Origin of the sequence: Listeria monocytogenes (assembly GCF_041765605.1) — a bacterium.
Taxonomy (GTDB): Bacteria; Bacillota; Bacilli; order Lactobacillales; family Listeriaceae; genus Listeria; species Listeria monocytogenes_D.
In genome coordinates this window covers 1876010-1896090 of the sequence record NZ_CP168900.1, presented here as the reverse complement: position 1 = coordinate 1896090, position 20081 = coordinate 1876010, and the positions used below count along the sequence as shown (strand labels likewise).

General features: G+C 40.9%; 19 protein-coding genes. All 19 read left to right on the top strand.

The features are described from left to right. The first annotated feature begins 10 nt into the window (after positions 1-10). The 19 genes from plsX (at position 11) to AB2Q86_RS09580 (ending at position 20056) form a co-directional block, all read left to right on the top strand. The gene (gene plsX, locus AB2Q86_RS09670) at positions 11-1024 is read left to right on the top strand and encodes a phosphate acyltransferase PlsX (RefSeq protein WP_003723870.1); all 1014 of its coding nucleotides are present in this window, start codon (positions 11-13) and stop codon (positions 1022-1024) included. Next, entirely contained in the window at positions 1017-1958 is a 942-nt protein-coding gene (gene fabD / locus AB2Q86_RS09665; protein ID WP_003729536.1) for an ACP S-malonyltransferase, read from the top strand. The genes plsX and fabD overlap by 8 nt, the downstream gene beginning before the upstream one ends. A gap of 3 nt (positions 1959-1961) precedes the next feature. Then, complete coding sequence (gene fabG / locus AB2Q86_RS09660; RefSeq protein ID WP_012581128.1) at positions 1962-2705, top strand: 3-oxoacyl-[acyl-carrier-protein] reductase; 744 nt, start codon at positions 1962-1964, stop codon at positions 2703-2705. 106 nt (positions 2706-2811) lie between these two features. After that, positions 2812-3045 (top strand): acyl carrier protein, encoded by a 234-nt coding sequence (locus AB2Q86_RS09655; RefSeq protein WP_003723866.1) that lies wholly within the window; start codon positions 2812-2814, stop codon positions 3043-3045. A 193-nt stretch (positions 3046-3238) separates the two neighbouring features. Continuing rightward, positions 3239-3928, top strand: coding sequence for a ribonuclease III (gene rnc, locus AB2Q86_RS09650; RefSeq protein ID WP_003723865.1), 690 nt, complete (start codon positions 3239-3241; stop codon positions 3926-3928). Between the two features lie 22 nt (positions 3929-3950). Next, on the top strand, positions 3951-7511 hold the full coding sequence (smc, locus tag AB2Q86_RS09645) for a chromosome segregation protein SMC (protein WP_003729537.1): 3561 nt from the start codon (positions 3951-3953) through the stop codon (positions 7509-7511). Positions 7512-7525: 14 nt separating this feature from the next. Then, positions 7526-8512, top strand: a complete 987-nt coding sequence (gene ftsY, locus AB2Q86_RS09640; protein WP_003726330.1) for a signal recognition particle-docking protein FtsY — start codon at positions 7526-7528, stop codon at positions 8510-8512. A 112-nt stretch (positions 8513-8624) separates the two neighbouring features. Continuing rightward, positions 8625-8957, top strand: a complete 333-nt coding sequence (locus tag AB2Q86_RS09635; RefSeq protein ID WP_003728307.1) for a putative DNA-binding protein — start codon at positions 8625-8627, stop codon at positions 8955-8957. A gap of 12 nt (positions 8958-8969) precedes the next feature. Further along, positions 8970-10322, top strand: a complete 1353-nt coding sequence (ffh, locus tag AB2Q86_RS09630) for a signal recognition particle protein (protein ID WP_012581129.1) — start codon at positions 8970-8972, stop codon at positions 10320-10322. A 141-nt stretch (positions 10323-10463) separates the two neighbouring features. Further along, a complete protein-coding gene (gene lipA / locus AB2Q86_RS09625; RefSeq protein WP_014589094.1) occupies positions 10464-11360 on the top strand; it encodes a tyrosine/lipid phosphatase LipA in 897 nt (298 codons plus the stop codon). 481 nt (positions 11361-11841) lie between these two features. Next, a complete protein-coding gene (locus tag AB2Q86_RS09620; protein WP_160340368.1) occupies positions 11842-14769 on the top strand; it encodes an Lmo1799 family Asp-Ala repeat surface protein in 2928 nt (975 codons plus the stop codon). Between the two features lie 73 nt (positions 14770-14842). Continuing rightward, complete coding sequence (locus tag AB2Q86_RS09615) at positions 14843-16501, top strand: hypothetical protein (RefSeq protein WP_012581132.1); 1659 nt, start codon at positions 14843-14845, stop codon at positions 16499-16501. A gap of 102 nt (positions 16502-16603) precedes the next feature. Next, positions 16604-16876: a 30S ribosomal protein S16 gene (gene rpsP / locus AB2Q86_RS09610; protein WP_003720111.1), complete on the top strand. Its 273-nt coding sequence runs from the start codon at positions 16604-16606 to the stop codon at positions 16874-16876. 16 nt (positions 16877-16892) lie between these two features. Further along, the gene (locus AB2Q86_RS09605; protein WP_003728421.1) at positions 16893-17123 is read left to right on the top strand and encodes a KH domain-containing protein; all 231 of its coding nucleotides are present in this window, start codon (positions 16893-16895) and stop codon (positions 17121-17123) included. Positions 17124-17233: 110 nt separating this feature from the next. Beyond that, positions 17234-17968 carry a gamma-glutamyl-gamma-aminobutyrate hydrolase family protein gene (locus tag AB2Q86_RS09600; protein WP_008948140.1) on the top strand — a complete coding sequence of 245 codons (735 nt, stop codon included), beginning with the start codon at positions 17234-17236 and terminating at the stop codon, positions 17966-17968. Positions 17969-17995: 27 nt separating this feature from the next. After that, positions 17996-18382 carry a YlqD family protein gene (locus AB2Q86_RS09595; protein WP_003724050.1) on the top strand — a complete coding sequence of 129 codons (387 nt, stop codon included), beginning with the start codon at positions 17996-17998 and terminating at the stop codon, positions 18380-18382. A 9-nt stretch (positions 18383-18391) separates the two neighbouring features. Beyond that, a complete protein-coding gene (rimM, locus tag AB2Q86_RS09590; protein ID WP_012581133.1) occupies positions 18392-18910 on the top strand; it encodes a ribosome maturation factor RimM in 519 nt (172 codons plus the stop codon). Further along, positions 18910-19647 carry a tRNA (guanosine(37)-N1)-methyltransferase TrmD gene (gene trmD, locus AB2Q86_RS09585; RefSeq protein ID WP_003726803.1) on the top strand — a complete coding sequence of 246 codons (738 nt, stop codon included), beginning with the start codon at positions 18910-18912 and terminating at the stop codon, positions 19645-19647. Before rimM ends, trmD begins: the two co-directional genes overlap by 1 nt. Before the next feature lie 19 nt (positions 19648-19666). Then, positions 19667-20056, top strand: a complete 390-nt coding sequence (locus AB2Q86_RS09580) for a hypothetical protein (protein ID WP_003724047.1) — start codon at positions 19667-19669, stop codon at positions 20054-20056. The last annotated feature ends 25 nt before the right edge of the window (positions 20057-20081 follow it).

The window sequence follows — 20081 nt, the reverse complement described above, 5'->3', positions numbered from 1 at the left end:
CTGACGTATAATGAAAATTGCTGTAGATGCGATGGGTGGAGATCATGCACCAAAAGAAATTGTTCTAGGTGTGATGAAAGCTGTGGCCCAATATAAAGATGTTGAAATTCTTCTTTTTGGAGACGAAACAAAAATAAATGAATATTTAACTGATAAAACCCGCGTAAAAATTATACATACCGATGAAAAAATTGAAAGTGATGACGAACCAGTTCGTGCTGTAAAACGGAAGAAAAAAGCTTCCATGGTACTTGCTGCCCAAGCGGTAAAAGACGGAGAAGCAGATGCTTGTATTTCAGCTGGAAACACAGGGGCTTTAATGTCTACTGGATTGTTTGTTATTGGTCGTATCAAAGGAATCGACCGTCCAGCACTCGCACCTACACTACCAACCGTGACAGGAAAAGGCTTTGTTATGCTTGATTTAGGAGCAAATGCGGAAGCAAAACCAGAACATTTATTACAATTTGGTTTAATGGGCTCGGTATACGCAGAAAAAGTGCGTAAAATTGATCGTCCTCGCGTAGCACTTTTAAACATTGGAACAGAAGAAACAAAAGGAAATGATTTAACAAAAAAATCATTCGAACTTATGAAAAATCAAGACGCTTACGAATTTATCGGCAACATCGAAGCGCGTGATTTATTAATGGATGTAGCAGATGTTGTTGTAACCGACGGATTTACTGGTAATATGGTACTTAAGTCCATCGAAGGAACAGGCGCCGCTTTCCTAAGTATGCTAAAAATGAGTTTGCTTAATGGCTTTAAAAATAAAGTTGCAGCAAGCTTCTTGAAAAAAGATTTAATGGCTTTAAAAGCAAAAATGGATTATAGCGAATATGGCGGTGCTTGTTTGTTCGGTGTTCAAGCTCCAGTTGTAAAAGCCCACGGTTCATCCAATGCTAATGGTATTTTCACCACAATCCGTCAAGTACGTGAAATGGTTGAAAAACAAGTGGTCGAAACAATTAAAGCAGAAGTAGACAAAGTAAAAGTAGGAGGAACAGAATCTAATGACTAAAATTGCATTTGTATTTCCCGGTCAAGGAGCACAAAAAATTGGCATGGGACAAGATGTAGCAGCAGAATATCCTGAAGCAAAAAAAATCTATGATGATGCTGACGAAAGACTCGGGTTTTCAATCACAGAAATTATTACAGAAGGTCCAATTGAATTATTAACGAAATCCGAAAACGCACAACCAGCTTTAGTTTCCACAAGTGTTGCTATTTTACGCGCTTTAGAAACATATGGTGTGAAAGCTGATTACGTAGCGGGACATAGTCTTGGTGAATATAGTGCGCTTGTTGCTGGCGGATTTTTAGAAGCAAGTGATGCGATTTACCTTGTACGTAAACGAGGTGAATTAATGGAAGCAGCTGTACCAAATGGTGCTGGCGCAATGGCTGCAGTTCTTGGTGTAGACCGGGAAACATTAAAAACAATCACCGAAGAAGTAACTAAAGAAGGCGATGCAGTACAACTTGCTAACCTTAACTGCCCAGGACAAATCGTTATTTCTGGAACAACAGCTGGCGTTGAAAAAGCAGGCGAAAAAGCAAAAGAAAGTGGCGCAAAACGCGTATTACCACTTGCTGTTAGCGGACCTTTCCACTCTAGCTTAATGGAACCAGCCGCACTTGCTTTCCGCGATGTTTTAGCAGAGGTTAAAATTTCTGATGGTCAGATTCCAGTGGTTAATAACGTGGATGCTAAAGAAACTACGGATAAATCCGAAATTAGCGATAAACTAATCAAGCAAATCTATTCTCCAGTATTATGGGAAGATATCGTCGAAGAATTAATTAAAAACGGCGTAGATACGTTTGTCGAAATTGGTTCTGGAAAAGTCTTAGCAGGTTTAATTAAGAAAATCAATCGTGATGTAACTGTACTGTCAGCAGGTGATGCTGAATCAGTGAAAAGCGTTGCAGCGACATTGAAAGGAGAATAATTAATGACTTTACAAGGCAAAGTAGCAGTAGTAACAGGTGGATCACGCGGAATTGGTCGTGACATCGCCATCAAATTAGCCAAAGAAGGCGCAAATATTTTCTTCAATTACAATGGTAGCCCAGAAGCTGCAGAAGAAACAGCAAAACTCGTTGCAGAACATGGTGTTGAAGTAGAAGCAATGAAAGCAAATGTAGCCATTGCTGAAGATGTAGATGCCTTTTTCAAACAAGCAATCGAACGCTTTGGTCGTGTGGACATTCTCGTGAATAATGCGGGAATTACACGTGATAACTTATTAATGCGTATGAAAGAAGACGAATGGGATGACGTAATTAATATCAACCTAAAAGGAACTTTCCTTTGTACAAAAGCAGTAAGCCGTACAATGATGAAACAACGCGCAGGTAAAATTATCAATATGGCATCTGTTGTTGGTTTAATTGGTAACGCAGGTCAAGCTAATTACGTAGCAAGTAAAGCAGGCGTTATCGGCTTAACAAAAACAACTGCTCGTGAACTTGCGCCTCGCGGTATTAACGTAAATGCTGTCGCTCCTGGTTTCATTACAACAGATATGACCGACAAATTAGATGAAAAAACAAAAGAAGCAATGTTAGCGCAAATTCCGCTTGGTGATTATGGAACAACGGAAGATATTGCAAATGCAGTTCTTTTCCTAGCGAGCGATGCTTCGAAGTATATTACTGGTCAAACACTATCTGTTGATGGCGGAATGGTCATGTAAAATTGGTTATTGAATGCGAATTTACTTGGCTCGCATTACTTTAAATATTTTTGTTTACGTAGGAGAAATAATCCTATATAATACTTGGAGGGAGGTGAAGTGAAAAATGGCAGAAGTATTAGAAAAAGTTACAAAAATCATCGTCGACCGTTTAGGTGTCGAGGAATCCAAAGTAACTTTAGAAGCTTCCTTCAAAGAAGATCTAGGTGCAGATTCCCTAGATGTTGTTGAATTAGTAATGGAACTTGAAGACGAGTTCGGAGTTGAAATCTCTGATGGCGACGCTGAAAACATTAACACAGTTGGTGATGCAGTGAAGTACATAGAGGCGAACGCATAAAACTTTATGTGACCGGATAAATGAGGGTGCCCGTGTTACTTATCTTTGCTGTGGTAACTTCCGCACGCGAGATGAGTAACGCAGGTGGCCTCTTTTTCAAGGTCACGAGATTTGTTGGTTCATTTTCTAAGCAGCTTTTTGCTAGTGGCTGTTTAGAAAATGAACTTGCTTATTAAAGAGAGGAGCAAGTGAAATGAATCAATGGGAAGAATTACAAGAAAGTGTTGGCTTTGATTTTAAAGATGTTGAATTATTAAAACAAGCATTCACACATTCCTCATATGTGAACGAACACCGCCGGGAAAATGTGAAAGATAATGAACGCTTAGAATTTCTTGGTGATGCCGTACTTGAACTTACAGTATCGGACTACCTTTTTAACAAATATCCAGATATGGCAGAAGGACACATGACAAAAATGCGCGCAGCAATTGTTTGTGAGCCTTCTTTAGTTGAATTTGCAGAAGCAGTACATTTTTCCAAATATGTACGACTTGGTAAAGGAGAAGAAAAAGCCGGTGGAAGAACTCGTCCAGCACTTCTGGCGGATGTATTTGAATCATTTATCGGCGCGCTTTATTTAGATAATGGGATTGACAAAGTTGTGACATTTTTAGAACGGGTTATTTTTCCAAAAATTGATGCAGGGGCATATCTACAAACCGTTGATTATAAAACGCAACTGCAAGAAATTGTTCAACGGGACCGTGATGTCTTGATCGAATATGATATTCTTGGCGAAACAGGACCAGCGCACAATAAAGCATTCGATGCCCAAGTTATCGTTAACGGACAAGTACTTGGAAAAGGCAGCGGCAGAACAAAAAAACAAGCAGAACAAAGTGCGGCACAATTTGCTATAAATCAACTAACACACAGATAAACAAAAATGGAGGTGTCCGGACATGTTATTAAAACGATTAGAAATGAATGGCTTTAAATCCTTTGCTGACAAAGTTGCGATAGATTTCGTGCCCGGCATGACTGCAGTTGTAGGACCAAATGGCAGCGGGAAAAGTAATATTACAGAAGCAATCCGCTGGGTACTTGGTGAGCAGTCCGCTAAATCGCTCCGTGGTGGCCGAATGGGCGACGTTATTTTTGCTGGAAGTGATACGCGTAAACCAATTAATTTTGCGGAAGTATCGCTTATTCTCGAAAATGAAGACCATTTTTTACCACTTGATTATAGCGAAGTAGCTGTTACTAGACGTATTTACCGTAATGGTGATAGCGAGTTTTTAATTAATAAAGAAAATTGTCGACTGAAAGATATTGTCGATTTATTTATGGACTCTGGACTTGGAAGAGAGTCTTTTTCGATTATTTCGCAAGGGAAAATTGATGAGATTCTGAACAGTAAACCAGAAGAACGTCGCTCGATTTTTGAAGAAGCAGCCGGCGTACTTAAATATAAACACCGTAAAAAACAAGCCGAAAATAAATTATTTGAAACGGAAGAAAATTTAAACCGTGTACAAGATATTTTGTATGAATTAGAAGGGCAACTGGAGCCGCTTGAAATGCAAGCTTCTATTGCGAAAGATTATTTATTCCAACAAGAAGAACTAGAAAAATACGAAGTGACGCTACTTGCGAGTGAAATCAGTTCCTTAACAGAAAAACTAGCCGAAGTACGTAAAGAATTTGGTGAAAATCAAACGGTTTTAATTAAGCTACGCGAAGAATTACACGCCGAGGAAGCGGTTATTTCACGTGAAAAACAAGCACTTAATGAAACAGATATTGCGCTAGATAATTTACAAGAACGCCTTTTAGTTGAAACGGAGAAGCTGGAACAACTAGAAGGGGAACGGAATCTTCAATTAGAACGTAAAAAACATAGTAGCGAAAATGAACAAGTCTACGCAGAAACACTGGCGGCAATTACGGAAAAAATTACTGCTTTGGAAGAGCAAAAAGAAGTTCTAAGTAGCTCAAAACTCGAAAAAGAAACAGCACTTGAAATTGCTGTAAAAGCGAAAAAAGAGCTAGAAGCGACACTTGCTAAATACGATGATTTATCCGAAGAAGCAATCGAAAATCGCAAAAGTGATTATATTGATTTACGCCACACACAGACGACCATCAATAATGATTTAGGTTATATTGAGCGTCAAATTGGGCAAATCAATAGTCGAATTGACAAATTAGACTTAGAAAATAGTCATCATGTCGATGATAGAAAAGATATGCTATCGCAAATCGAAACAACGAAAACACATTTAACAAAAATCCAAAGTGAGCTTACGGAACAAATGGAAATTTACCGTGAAGTACAGCAAACTTTAGCGAAACAAGAAGCGATTTTTGGGACACAAGAACGCGCACTTTATAAACATTATGAAACAGTGCAACAAATGAAATCGCGGAAGGAAACACTAGAGGAGTTGGCGGATGATTATGCTGGCTTTTTCCAAGGTGTCCGGGAAGTCTTAAAAGCGAAAAAAGAAATTCCAGGGATTTTAGGTGCATTAGTAGAACTCGTAGAAATACCCGCGAAGTACCAACAAGCCATGGAAACAGCGCTTGGGGCAAGTGCGCAGAACGTTGTCGTAGAAGATGACCGCGTTGCTCGTGAAGCCATCAGTTTCTTGAAGAAAACGAAAAGTGGCCGTGCAACTTTCTTACCACTTTCGACTATTCAACCTCGCGAACTTCCAGCTGCAACAAAAAACGCTTTAAGCAACCAACCTGCTTTTATCGCACTTGCAAGTGAAGTCATTTCTTTTGATGAAAAAGTTTCTCCGGTTATTTTGAATGCTCTCGGGACAACGATTTTGGCAAAAGATTTAAAAGGGGCGAATACGCTCGCTCGCTTAGTCAACTTTAGGTATCGCATTGTGACACTGGAAGGGGACGTAGTGAATGCCGGTGGTTCGATGACTGGTGGAGCAACCAAAGGCGGAAAGTCGTCTATCTTAACGAGAAAACATGAGTTAGGCCAATTAGCAGAGAAAATTGCCGAGTTAAACGAAGCCACTCGTGAAATGGAATCTGCGGTTCAACTAGCTAAAGATAGCATGGCGAAAAAACGTGAAGAACTCGAAGAAACACGAGGAATCGGTGAAAATTTACGTTTACAAGAAAAAGAATTACTTGGAAAATTAGACCGAGAAACCGAGAATCTAGAGCGCTTCAATAAACAACTACAACTATATGATATTGAAAAAGCAGACGGTAGCGAAGAATTAAACAAACTACTGGAGCGAAAAGAAACTTTACTACATGAACAAGTCGAAATCGCGAAACAAATCGAAGCAACCGATGAAGAAATCAAGGCGATGACAAGTTCAAGCAAAGCACTAGAAAGCAAACGTGCAGCAGATTTAGAAAGTCTGTCATCCTTAAAAGCGCAAATCGCCGCTAAACGAGAGCAACTTCAATCTGCTACAGAAGCCGTCGAGCGAGTAACGACAACGCTACATGAAAATTACGAACAAAAAGAAGCGGCTGAACAAAAGCTAGCTTCCTTAAAAACCAACTTAACTAGCGTTCATACAAGCGAAGAATCAGCTAGAAAATCCATTGAAGAACTGCGCAAAGATAAGGCTGAAACAAGCGAAAAACTTACGCAAACAAGACAAACCCGCGCTGAACTACAAGAAAAATTAGAACTATTAGAAGCCGAATTAACACAAAAAAATAATCAAATCAGTTTTTACGTGGAGCAAAAAAATAATGCAGAAATTAGTATTGGTCGTTTAGAAGTAGATATTACGAACCGAATTGATCGTTTGCAAGAAGCTTACTTACTAACACCAGAGCAAGCCGAAGAAAAAATCTTGCCAGAAGTAAATACCGAACAAGCTCGTTCGAAAGTTCGTTTATTAAAACGTTCTATCGATGAACTAGGTATCGTCAATATTGGTGCCATCGAAGAATTCGAGCGCATCCAAGAACGTTTTGACTTCCTAAACGGACAACAAGCGGATTTACTTGCCGCAAAAGAAACCCTCTTTAAAGTCATGGACGAAATGGACGAAGAAATGAAAATTCGTTTTAGTGAAAGTTTTGAAGCAATTAAAACCGAATTTGCGATTGTTTTCCCTGAGCTATTTGGCGGAGGTAGCGCGGAACTGGTGCTACTTGATCCTGAAAATCTCTTAACAACCGGGATTGATATCGTCGTTCAACCACCTGGGAAAAAATTACAAAACCTATCGCTTCGTTCTGGCGGAGAACGTGCGCTAACGGCGATTGCATTACTATTTGCTATCATTCGCGTTCGCCCAGTACCATTCTGTATCTTGGATGAAGTAGAGGCGGCTTTAGATGAAGCCAATGTTACACGATTCAGCCGTTACTTGAAGCAATTCGAGTCCGGCACGCAGTTCATCGTTATCACACACCGTAAAGGAACAATGGAAGAAGCCGACGTATTATACGGTGTCACCATGCAAGAGTCCGGCGTCTCCAAACTAGTATCAGTTCGTTTAGAAGAAACAGCCGAACTCATTAAATAAAAGGAGTAGACAAAATGACCTTTTTTAAAAAATTAAAAGATAAAATTACCCAGCAAACCGATTCCGTTTCTGGAAAATTTAAAGATGGCTTATCCAAAACACGCGGCAACTTTTCCGGAAAAATCAACGAAATGGTTGCTCGCTATCGTAAAGTCGACGAAGATTTCTTTGAAGAATTAGAAGAAATCCTTATCGGAGCAGATGTTGGTTTTGAAACTGTCATGGAACTAGTCGATACGCTGCGCCGTGAAGTTCAACTTAGAAACATTAGTGATCCAAAAGACGTACAAGAAGTGATAGTCGAAAAATTAGTCGAGATTTACCAAGGGGACGAAAAAGAAGACGAAGCACTTCATATCGAAGAAGACGGGCTAACTGTTATCTTGTTTGTTGGTGTGAATGGGGTTGGTAAAACAACCTCCATCGGAAAAATGGCTCATCGCTTTAAACAAGAAGGTAAAAAAGTGATGCTAGCTGCTGGCGATACATTCCGTGCTGGTGCCATTGATCAATTAGAAGTCTGGGGCGAGCGTACCGGCGTCGATGTTATTAAACAAGCCGAGGGGAGCGACCCTGCAGCGGTGATGTTTGATGCCGTTCAAGCCGCAAAAGCACGCAAAGCGGACGTTTTACTTTGCGATACAGCTGGCCGTTTACAAAACAAAGTCAATCTAATGAACGAATTAGAAAAAGTAAAACGTGTCATTACGCGTGAAATTCCTAATGCACCGCACGAAGTTTTACTAGTACTCGACGCAACTACTGGTCAAAATGCTTTCGTTCAAGCGAAACAATTTAAAGAAACAACCGACGTAACAGGTATTATTCTCACAAAACTGGACGGAACTGCCAAAGGTGGTATTGTTATCGCCATTCGCAATGAACTAGATATTCCAGTGAAATTCGTCGGTCTTGGGGAACAAATGGATGACCTGCAAGCCTTTGATGCAAATGAATATGTGTATGGCTTATTTGCTGATATGGTTGATAACGAAAAATAATCAGAGAAAGCCGAATGATTCTCGTCATTCTGGCTTTTTTCTCTTTTGTTTAACCTTCCTTGACATTCCCGCGATTTCCCCGTATCCTTTAAAAGGAGAGAGGTGAAATGCCTTGTTTGAGAAGACAAACCGTATGAATTTATTATTTGATTTTTACCAGGAATTACTAACAACAAAACAAAAAGCCTATGTTTCTTTTTATTACCTGGATGATTACTCGCTAGGCGAAATTGCTGAAGAATTTGAAGTGAGTAGACAAGCCATTTATGATAATATTAAAAGAACCGAAGAAAGCCTAGAAAAATACGAAGAAAAACTAGGGATGCTAAAAAAATACCAACAACGAGAAAAACTCTTTAGTCAATTAGAAGCACAATTAACCAAAAAGAATTTTCTGGACGAGCAAGTGAAAGATACGCTCGAACAGCTTAAAAATATCGATTAGGAGGCCAGAATCATGGCATTTGAAGGACTAGCTGGAAGACTCCAAGAAACAATGAACAAAATTCGCGGCAAAGGGAAAGTAAACGAAGCTGACGTAAAAGAAATGATGCGTGAAGTTCGTCTTGCTCTACTTGAAGCCGATGTTAACTTTAAAGTCGTTAAACAATTTATTAAAACAGTAAGCGAACGAGCTGTCGGCGCAGACGTTTTGAAAAGCCTAACCCCCGGCCAACAAGTTATCAAAATCGTTCAAGAAGAACTAACAAGCTTAATGGGCGGAGAAGAAAGCAAAATCGGAACAGCGGACCGTCCGCCAACCGTGATTATGATGGTAGGTCTACAAGGGGCTGGTAAAACAACGACTTCCGGAAAACTTGCTAATTTATTACGCAAAAAATATAACCGCAAGCCATTACTTGTCGCAGCAGATATTTACCGACCTGCCGCAATCAAACAATTAGAAACACTTGGCAAACAATTAGATATGCCAGTATTTTTTCTAGGTGATCAAGTAAGCCCAGTAGAAATCGCCAAACAAGCTATAGCTAAAGCCAAAGAAGAACATTTAGACTATGTCATTATCGATACAGCCGGTCGTCTTCATATTGACGAAACGCTAATGGATGAGTTAAAACAAGTGAAAGAAATTGCAACACCAACCGAAATCCTGCTTGTTGTCGATTCCATGACGGGGCAAGATGCTGTCAACGTGGCGCAAAGCTTTAACGAACAATTAGAAATTACAGGTGTCGTGCTAACCAAATTAGACGGCGATACACGTGGTGGTGCCGCGCTTTCGATTCGTTCTGTCACTGGCAAACCAATTAAATTTATCGCGACTGGCGAAAAAATGGAAGCTCTAGAAACTTTCCATCCAGATCGTATGGCTTCCAGAATTCTCGGCATGGGCGATGTGCTTTCCCTTATTGAAAAAGCACAAACCGATGTGGATGCAGAAAAAATGAAAGCTATGGAACAAAAAATGAAAGACAACAGCATGACGCTAGATGACTTCCTAGACCAATTACAACAAGTAAAACAAATGGGACCACTAGATGAACTACTTAAAATGATGCCTGGGGCGAACAAAATGAAAGGCCTCGACAACATGAATGTCGATGATAAACAACTTGGTCACATCGAAGCGATTATCAAATCAATGACTAAAAATGAAAAAGATAACCCAGATATCATCAACGCAAGTAGAAGAAAACGGATTGCTCGCGGAAGCGGCCGTCCTGTTCAAGAAATTAACCGTCTCCTAAAACAATTTGCTGAAATGAAAAAAATGATGAAGCAAATGACTGGTGGCGGCAAAGGCAAAAAAGGCAAAAATCCATTCGGCAATTTCAAAATGCCATTTTAATTTCAAAAGCCAAAATCCATTTCGGGTTTTGGCTTTTTTCATACCTTAACATCCCTAAAATCATTTCTTTACAAACCCTTCATTCAACCAACAAATTGCGTTGCTATAATGTACAAGAAGCTTACAAAAGGAGGAGAAAGAATGAAACATTGGGTAAAAGTAACAGGGGCAGGGATACTAGGCGCAACCATACTACTAGGAGGATGCGGGGCGCAGTCAGAAGAAAAAGCAGAAGCAAATGTTAAAACCGAACAAACACTCAAACCGGGTAGCCAAATTAAATTAGAAGGTGCCGTGAATGTCCGAGACTTAGGTGGATATAAGACAACGGATGGACTAACCATTAAGCCGCATAAACTTATTCGAAGTGCCGAACTCGCCAACTTAAGTGATTCAGATAAGAAGAAACTCGTTAATACATACAATCTTTCTCATATAGTTGATTTCCGAACGAATTCAGAAGTCGCAGCCAAACCAGATCCAAAACTCACAGATGTAGACTACACACACGATTCGGTGATGAAAGATAATGGCGCATCTACAAGCACACAAGATTTAACTGCCAGCCTAGCCAAAATGGATAATCCAGAAACATTTCTCATTAATGCCAATAAAAGTTTTATTACAGATGAAACTTCCATTCAAGCCTATAAAGAATTTTTCGATATACTACTAGCCAATCAAGATGGTTCTGTTCTCTGGCACTGCACAGCCGGAAAAGATCGAGCAGGATTTGGGACAGCTCTAGTTTTATCAGCACTAGGTGTGGATAAAAATACAGTGATTGACGATTATATGTTGTCCAATAAATATCGTGCCGACGAAAATAAAAAAGCAATAGAAGCCGTTGCAGCAAAAACAGACAATAAAAAGGTGATTGATGGAATGACTGCCATAATGGAAGTTCGTGAATCTTATATCAATGCAGCTTTCGATGAAATTGATGCAAAATATGGTTCCATGGATAACTTTTTGAAAGAAAAACTTGGACTAACCGACGCGAAAAAAGAACAACTAAAAAAAGCCTATCTTTATTAAAAAAGTAAGCCCTTTGAAAAAGGGCTTTTTTTTTGCGTACAAATAGAATCTGAAGTGAAGAACCATTCTAAAAAGATTTGTATACAATTGAACGACAATTCATGTAAAGTTGAGTTTTATAGGTCTTAGTATCTATATGGCAACAGTGCTAAAGTTTAAATATAGGCTATAAATGCGCATATTTGTGTAACTTTTAGACTAAAAGGATTGAATTGAAGTATTTTTTGGTTCTAGTACTTTTTACTTTAATTTTTTAAAAATATACTATATAGTAAAGTTATCTAACGGGTTATAACAGCTAGTGTTAGGTTCGAAAAAGAAGGGAGGGGCATTTGGCTGAAGGATTGGTATCTGATATTGGATAAAGGTTCAGGGGGATACTTAATAGTTAGCTTATTAGGAAAACATAATTAAATACCTTTATTCTGTTTTCAGTTATTTTTCAAAATCAAGAACGATTGATTTTTAAGGGGGAAAAATGATGAAAAAACAGCGTGTAGATTACAAACGGAGATTAGACCAAAAGCGAGCGCAAAAAGCAAAATTAATTGCTGCGCTTATTACGACAACAACAATGATGGTAGCGCCTGTCACTGTGAATTACGATTCTTTTAATCACCAATTTGCTCTAAGTGGTATTCAAGCGGATGCAGCAACTGTTGATTTGCTAGGGAATTCTAATCTAAATACACAGTATTCTAATGGGAAATTAGTGATTACTCTTTCTGGGAATCAATTAGTTAGTGCTAGTGCGATATCCACGTACTATCCATACTTTGAACTACCAAGTGAACTTTCTTCTATTTTAAGTAATCCAAATATAAGAGCAAATACGAAAATTGATTATAAAATTGCTTATTTAGGAATTGGCGGTATTGGATTATTTAATCAAGGTACAGTAAATGGAAGTAATTCAAGCAATTTCTTTATTGATACTAGTAGAAATGCGATTGGTGCAAAAGTAAATCATTTACTGGGAGTTGGAGTTGGTAGTGTATCTACTTTCACTTTGACAATTGATTTACTAGCGCTTGGCGTAACTGCGCTACCTAGTGCCAATGATGGGAAATTGGATTTTGCTGCTAGAACTGGTGATGGGCTTTTGGATGTTGATTTGTTGAATAGTAATGCGGCTCGTGGGTTTATTACTACGGATGTTGGGGATGCGGATGCTGACGCTGACGCTGACGCTGACGCTGACGCTGACGCTGACGCTGACGCTGACGCTGACGCTGACGCTGACGCTGACGCTGACGCTGACGCTGACGCTGACGCTGACGCTGACGCTGACGCTGACGCTGACGCTGACGCTGATGCAGATGCTGACGCTGATGCAGATGCTGACGCTGATGCGGATGCGGATGCTGACGCCGATGCAGATGCTGACGCCGATGCTGACGCTGACGCTGACGCTGACGCTGACGCTGACGCTGACGCTGACGCTGATGCTGACGCTGATGCAGATGCTGACGCTGATGCGGATGCGGATGCTGACGCCGATGCGGATGCTGACGCTGACGCTGACGCCGATGCAGATGCTGACGCTGACGCTGACGCTGACGCTGACGCTGACGCTGACGCTGACGCTGACGCTGACGCTGACGCTGACGCTGATGCTGACGCTGATGCAGATGCTGACGCTGATGCGGATGCGGATGCTGACGCTGATGCTGACGCCGATGCTGACGCCGATGCGGATGCGGATGCGGATGCCGATGCTGACGCTGATGCCGATGCTGACGCTGATGCGGATGCGGATGCCGATGCTGACGCCGATGCTGACGCTGACGCTGACGCCGATGCCGACGCCGATGCGGATGCGGATGCGGATGCCGACGCCGATGCGGATGCCGATGCTGACGCCGATGCTGACGCTGACGCCGATGCGGATGCCGATGCTGATGCGGATGCTGACGCTGATGCGGATGCCGACGCCGATGCGGATGCCGATGCCGATGCTGACGCCGATGCGGATGCCGATGCTGACGCTGATGCTGATGCGGATGCCGATGCGGATGCGGATGCTGACGCCGATGCGGATGCCGATGCGGATGCTGATGCTGACGCCGATGCGGATGCTGATGCTGACGCCGATGCGGATGCGGATGCGGATGCCGATGCTGACGCCGATGCGGATGCTGATGCTGACGCCGATGCGGATGCGGATGCAGACGCCGATGCTGACGCCGATGCTGACGCCGATGCTGATGCAGACGCCGATGCTGACGCTGATGCGGATGCGGATGCCGATGCGGATGCGGATGCGGATGCGGATGCGGATGCTGACGCCGATGCTGACGCCGACGCCGACGCCGATGCGGATGCTGATGCTGATGCAGACGCCGATGCTGACGCCGATGCGGACGCCGATGCGGATGCAGACGCCGATGCTGACGCTGATGCGGATGCGGATGCCGATGCGGATGCCGATGCGGATGCTGACGCTGATGCCGATGCGGATGCCGACGCCGATGCGGATGCGGATGCAGACGCTGACGCCGATGCTGATGCGGACGCCGATGCGGATGCAGACGCTGATGCGGATGCTGATGCGGATGCGGATGCAGACGCTGATGCGGATGCCGACGCTGATGCCGACGCCGATGCCGATGCGGATGCCGACGCCGATGCGGATGCGGATGCTGATGCGGATGCGGATGCGGATGCCGACGTAGACATCGACTGGAGAGATTTCCTAGTTGAAAAACCAACTGTAAATCCAATATACGAAGGGACTAAAACCATTACAGGTTCTTCCATTTATAAAAATATGAATATAAATGCCCTTCTGAAATCATTGCAATCAGATGCACCAGCTGGAACAACTTTCTATATTAACTTGACTCTTCCAGATGGTACTGTTATCGGAAATGTCTTAATCCATGCAGATGGAACCTATACTATTAATATTCCTAATTATAATTTGAAAGCTGGAGATGTTATTCATCTTCAAGTAACAGCTAAATATGGTAATGAAGTTAAAACGAGTGAAGATGTAGCCGTAACTGTCCTACCATTAGCAGATTCTGATGCGGACGCCGACGCTGATGCCGATGCCGACGCTGATGCCGACGCGGATGCCGATGCCGATGCAGACGCTGATGCCGATGCAGACGCTGATGCCGATGCAGACGCTGACGCTGACGCAGATGCAGATGGAGGAACAAATCCTTCTACCAATGGAGGAACTACTGGAACTTCTAACGGAGGTACAGGCATAACTGTTACGAACATGAGTTCAAATGGTTCGGGAACAATGCTTTCCTCAGGTTATAGTGCGGATGGAACAACTTCTATCTCAGCGAGTGATCTTCCTTCAACTGGAGATACAAACAGTAGTCTTCCATGGGTTGGGCTTGGTCTCTTCTCGCTAGCTGGCGCGTTTTTACTACGTCTTTTCCGTAAATAAGAGCCACAATACAACGATTCCCTGTCGCTAAGAAAATTTAGCGGCAGGGATATTATAAAAAGGAGTGGTACATATGCCTTGGAGGGGTATATTAGATGAACTTGAAAATAAAATTATTGATCAATTAACAGAAGATGAAGAACACGCCACTTACAACGGGAAATGGCATGGTTTTCTAACAATCGGCTATAAAAATAAACGAGCTATTGTCATAAATTTTAGCTATCTTTGCCTAGCCAACTTAATCAATGAAATGAAAAAAAGTGCAATAAAAAACCAAACCGAAGAGGCAATTTCTTTTAAAATAGATGTAGCCGTGGATTATCAACTTGAAAATTTAGGAGAATGGAATAAAAAAGCTTTAAAAACGAAGAAAAATTATTATAGAAGAGGCATAGCCTTAAATGAAAATTTTAAAATAGCTTTAATGGAACAGGAAATTAATGCGAACGCTATCCTTCTACCAGGTGATGAGGGTTTAGCTATCAACGTTGAAAATATGAATAGATATTTAATCCAAACAAATAAAAACCAAGCTCAATTAAACTTAACCGTAGATTCTACTATTGTCACTTTTAATACGATAGGGTGGTTTTTTGACGGAAAGAAAATCCATGTATTAGAAACAACGGAATTGGAGCACGGCCATAGAAATACAGAACAATTAACCCCAGATAATGTTTCTGAACTAGTTAAACATGCTGGGAATTATTTAACGCGCCAAGTCAATCAGACAGGTGAATTTAACTACGGTTGGTTTGCTTGCTTTGATAAAAAAATTAAACATTATAATAGTTTACGTCATGCGAGTACAACTTATTCCATGCTAGAAGCCTTCGAACTAACAGGCGAAAAAGCTATTTTAGAAGCAGCGACAAAAGCTTTGACCTATTTAGAACAGAATTTTATTTACGAAAAAGAGGATCTAGCTTTTCTCATTGAACCAGAATTGCGTGAAGTTAAATTAGGCGGGTCAGCTGCCACTTTACTAGCGTTAACTAAATACATGAAAATTACTGGAACGAAAACCTATCTGCCATTATGCCGGAAAATAGCCAATGCGATTCTTTCGTTGCAAGACGCTGACGGAAAGTTTACGCATGTTCTGGAATATCCATCCTTAGAAGTAAAAGATATTTTCCGAATTATTTATTACGACGGAGAAGCTGTGTTTGGCCTACTTCGCTTATATGAAATCGACCGCGATTCGAAATGGTTAGATGCAGCAGCAAAATCCTTTGATCATTTTATTCGCGATAATTATTGGCAAAACCATGATCACTGGCTGAGTTACTGTGCTAACGAAATCACGAAATACCTTCCGGATGAGGCATACTACGAATTCGGACTGAAAAATGCTTTCGACAACCTATCATTTATTTACGAACGCGAAACCACTTTTCCGACCTTTTTAGAGCTCACAGTTGCGACAAAAGAGATGTCACTTCGAATGGGAAAAGAAGGGTTAGATGCATTACTTCGCGGTTATTCGTTAGATGAATTGGAAAAAACAATTACAAAACGCGCGTTATACCAATTAAATGGATACTTTTATCCAGAACTAGCTATGTACTACAAAAATCCAGCAAGAATAGAAGGTAGTTTCTTCATTCGTCATCAATCTTTCCGTGTCAGAATTGATGATGTAGAGCACAATATTTCCGGATATGTACGTTATTATCACCTTCTAAAACAAGGAGAAATAAGTGCTGAAGCCGAAACCGTCAAATAAAAAGAAAAAAATTCCCTCTGTAAAGAAAAAACACTTTACAAACAAATCCTTTACTGGTAATATATATACTTGTGTAAGACTTTATGGAGGTGTAATTAAACTATGGCAGTTAAAATTCGTTTAAAACGTATTGGTTCTAAAAAGAAACCTTTCTACCGTATTGTAGTCGCTGATTCTCGTTTCCCACGTGATGGCCGTTCAATCGAAACTATTGGTACTTATAATCCATTACTTGATCCGGTTGAAGTGAAAATCGACGAAGAAGCAACTTTGAAATGGATGCATAATGGTGCAAAACCATCTGATACAGTTCGCAATCTTCTTAGCCGCGAAGGTATCATGGAAAAATTCCATAACCAAAAATTAGGTAAATAAGGAGGTCTCGGCGCGAATGGAAGAACTCATTCTCTCAATCGTGAAACCTCTTGTTGACCACCCGGAAGACGTTGTTATCACGCCAGAAGAAACGGATACATCGTTAACCTACAAATTGTCTGTCAGTAAAGAAGACATGGGACGCGTGATTGGTAAGCAAGGTCGTATTGCGAAAGCGATTCGTACACTTGTCTACGCAGTTGGCTCCAAAAACGATAAGAAGATTCGTCTTGAAATTATCGAATAACAAAAACTCGTCAATTTGGCGAGTTTTTTTATAACTATTTTTAAATAATCATCAGAGAAGCAATTACCTCACTAAATGTTGTAAAATAGAATAGAAATGGAGGAATTGTGATGAAGCCAGTTATTGGAATTACCGGAAATAGATTAGTAAAAGGTGTAGATGTTTTTTACGGACACCGTGTGACTTATACACAACAGCGCTATGTAGATGCTATTCAAAAAGTTGGCGGATTTCCTATCGCTTTGCCAATAGATGACCCGTCTGTTGCCGTTCAAGCAATTTCTCTCGTAGATGGTTTGCTTTTAACCGGTGGACAAGACATTACGCCACAATTTTATTTAGAAGAGCCGTCCCAAGAAATCGGCGCTTATTTTCCACCGCGGGACAGCTATGAAATCGCCTTAGTTCGAGCAGCATTAGACGCTGGAAAACCGATTTTTGCTATTTGCCGTGGGATGCAACTAGTTAATGTGGCGTTAGGCGGCTCACTTTATCAAGATATTAGCCAAGTCGAAACGAAAGCCCTCCAACACTTGCAGCGCGTCGATGAACAACTTGGCTCTCATACAATTGATATTGAACCGACAAGTGAACTCGCAAAGCATCATCCGAATAAAAAATTAGTCAATTCGCTGCATCACCAATTTATCAAAAAATTAGCGCCGAGTTTTAAAGTAACAGCGCGCACTGCGGATGGAATGATTGAAGCAGTAGAAGGTGACAATTTGCCAAGTTGGTATTTAGGTGTTCAGTGGCACCCAGAATTAATGTTCCAAACAGATCCGGAAAGTGAACAATTATTCCAGGCATTAGTAGATGAATCCAAAAAAACTATGGTAAAATAAGGACATAATCGCTAGTGGAGGTGTCCAGTGGAAATCATCCAAAAAGTTGTCGTCAAACAAATTCTAACCGAAGCAAGTAAACAAGAATTAATCGAGTATTATACCGAGCAAAAACGACAAATCGAACAAGAATGCGACCAGTTGCATTTTGAACAAAAGAAAATGGAACGAAAAAGTAAATTTCAACCAGAACGAGTGGCCGATTACTTTACCCACGAACTCGACCTGCGCCGAGAAAAGAAAAAACTTATTCAGTTTCAAATGGAACAATTAGAAGTCCTCGAACTTGGCAGTGAAATTCGCGAACGAGAAATGGAAACGATTATTGATGTACAAGTAGGAGACAAGTGGGATAAATCCATTTTTGATAAAACCATTGTTGTAAAAGATGGAATCATAGTAGAAATACGCTAGAGGTGACTTATGGAGAAAATGTATAATGTAGGGAAAATTGTTAATACGCATGGCTTAATCGGTGAAATTCGTGTTATCGCAACGACCGATTTTCCAGAAGAACGGTTCCAAGTTGGGAATACCGTGTACTTATTTGAAAAAAACAGCAAAAAGCCTGAAAAACTAATTATTCGTTCACACCGCAAACATAAGAACTTTGATTTGCTGATGTTTGAAGGATTCACTGGAATTCATCAAGTGGAACGTATGAAAGAAGGCGTACTTAAAATCAAAGAAGCGCAACTAACTGATTTAGAGGAGAACGAATTTTATTTTCATGAAATCATCGGTTGTACCGTTGTAACGACTGATGGCGAAGAGCTTGGCGAAATCACAGAAATTCTAACACCAGGCGCCAATGATGTATGGGTTGTAAAAGGCAGCGACAAAAAAGAAAAACTAATTCCTTATATTGCCGACGTTGTAAAAGAAATCAATATTAATGACAAAAAAATTACAATCGAAGTCATGGAAGGACTGCTAGATTAATGAAAATTGACATTCTATCCATTTTCCCAGATATGTTTTCGGGAGTAACCGGGAATTCCATTATAAAAAAAGCCATCGAAAACGAGCGTGTCGCGGTTGAAGTGACTGATTTCAGGGAATATGCAGAAGGAAAGCATCATATTGTCGATGATTACCCTTATGGTGGCGGAGCAGGTATGTTACTCAAAGCGCAACCGATATTTGATGCCGTTCAAGCTGTCAAAGAGAAACAACCAGAAACAAAGCCAAGAGTTATTTTAATGGACCCGGCAGGCAAACGCTTCGACCAAAAAATGGCAGAAGAATTTGCCGAAGAAGAGCATCTTGTTTTTATTTGCGGTCACTATGAAGGTTACGACGAACGAATTCGCGAACACCTTGTTACGGATGAAGTGTCGATTGGAGATTACATTTTAACTGGTGGCGAAATTGGTGCAATGATTGTAATGGACAGTGTTATCCGTCTTTTACCGGGAGTACTTGGTAATAAAGATTCCGCTGTGACAGATTCTTTCTCGACCGGTTTGCTTGAACATCCACACTACACGCGACCAGCCGATTTTAGAGGAATGAAAGTGCCAGATATTTTACTCAGCGGAAATCATGCATGGATAGAAGAATGGCGCGACAAAGAATCGCTCAAAAGAACCTACGAACGCCGCCCAGATTTACTTAAAAACTATCCCTTAACAGACAAGCAAAAAACTTGGCTCAAAGAATGGTCTGACAGTAAATAATCAAAGGACGTGATTTTAAATGGCAATTTTTGGAACACCTGATGAAAAAGAAACCAAAAAATCCGAGCGTCAAAAAGAACGAGAAGCCTATGTACAAGAAGAGAATGACCAAAAGCGAATTGGGCAAAGATGGCAAGACATACAAGTTTCCACTGGACCAATTAATGTGAATCATGACATCTTAACCGTTGTTTTCGCCAAAAGCGTTCGTCCAAGAATCAAAAGCGATCCAGAAGCATACTTAGAAACAGTAGGCTTTGAAAATTTACTACAGGAATTACAAAAGAAAGCTTTAGATGCCGGCGGGAATGGCTTAATTCATTGTTCGTTCACCGAGCAATTCGTCGACGGCCTCGTTTATCAACTCGCATATGGAACAGCCGTCAACATTAAAATTACGAGATTCTAAAAAAAGACTAGAAAGCCAGTTATTG

Excerpts from the sequence above, each read along its gene's own strand:
- rpsP (WP_003720111.1), top strand. The coding sequence starts at position 16,604 with ATGGCAGTTAAAATTCGTTTAAAACGTATTGGTTCTAAAAAGAAACCT.
- fabD (WP_003729536.1), top strand. The coding sequence starts at position 1,017 with ATGACTAAAATTGCATTTGTATTTCCCGGTCAAGGAGCACAAAAAATT.
- rimM (WP_012581133.1), top strand. The coding sequence starts at position 18,392 with ATGGAGAAAATGTATAATGTAGGGAAAATTGTTAATACGCATGGCTTA.
- plsX (WP_003723870.1), top strand. The coding sequence starts at position 11 with ATGAAAATTGCTGTAGATGCGATGGGTGGAGATCATGCACCAAAAGAA.
- AB2Q86_RS09600 (WP_008948140.1), top strand. The coding sequence starts at position 17,234 with ATGAAGCCAGTTATTGGAATTACCGGAAATAGATTAGTAAAAGGTGTA.
- rnc (WP_003723865.1), top strand. The coding sequence starts at position 3,239 with ATGAATCAATGGGAAGAATTACAAGAAAGTGTTGGCTTTGATTTTAAA.
- AB2Q86_RS09605 (WP_003728421.1), top strand. The coding sequence starts at position 16,893 with ATGGAAGAACTCATTCTCTCAATCGTGAAACCTCTTGTTGACCACCCG.
- trmD (WP_003726803.1), top strand. The coding sequence starts at position 18,910 with ATGAAAATTGACATTCTATCCATTTTCCCAGATATGTTTTCGGGAGTA.
- ftsY (WP_003726330.1), top strand. The coding sequence starts at position 7,526 with ATGACCTTTTTTAAAAAATTAAAAGATAAAATTACCCAGCAAACCGAT.
- AB2Q86_RS09620 (WP_160340368.1), top strand. The coding sequence starts at position 11,842 with ATGAAAAAACAGCGTGTAGATTACAAACGGAGATTAGACCAAAAGCGA.
- AB2Q86_RS09580 (WP_003724047.1), top strand. The coding sequence starts at position 19,667 with ATGGCAATTTTTGGAACACCTGATGAAAAAGAAACCAAAAAATCCGAG.
- fabG (WP_012581128.1), top strand. The coding sequence starts at position 1,962 with ATGACTTTACAAGGCAAAGTAGCAGTAGTAACAGGTGGATCACGCGGA.
- ffh (WP_012581129.1), top strand. The coding sequence starts at position 8,970 with ATGGCATTTGAAGGACTAGCTGGAAGACTCCAAGAAACAATGAACAAA.
- AB2Q86_RS09655 (WP_003723866.1), top strand. The coding sequence starts at position 2,812 with ATGGCAGAAGTATTAGAAAAAGTTACAAAAATCATCGTCGACCGTTTA.
- smc (WP_003729537.1), top strand. The coding sequence starts at position 3,951 with ATGTTATTAAAACGATTAGAAATGAATGGCTTTAAATCCTTTGCTGAC.
- lipA (WP_014589094.1), top strand. The coding sequence starts at position 10,464 with ATGAAACATTGGGTAAAAGTAACAGGGGCAGGGATACTAGGCGCAACC.
- AB2Q86_RS09615 (WP_012581132.1), top strand. The coding sequence starts at position 14,843 with ATGCCTTGGAGGGGTATATTAGATGAACTTGAAAATAAAATTATTGAT.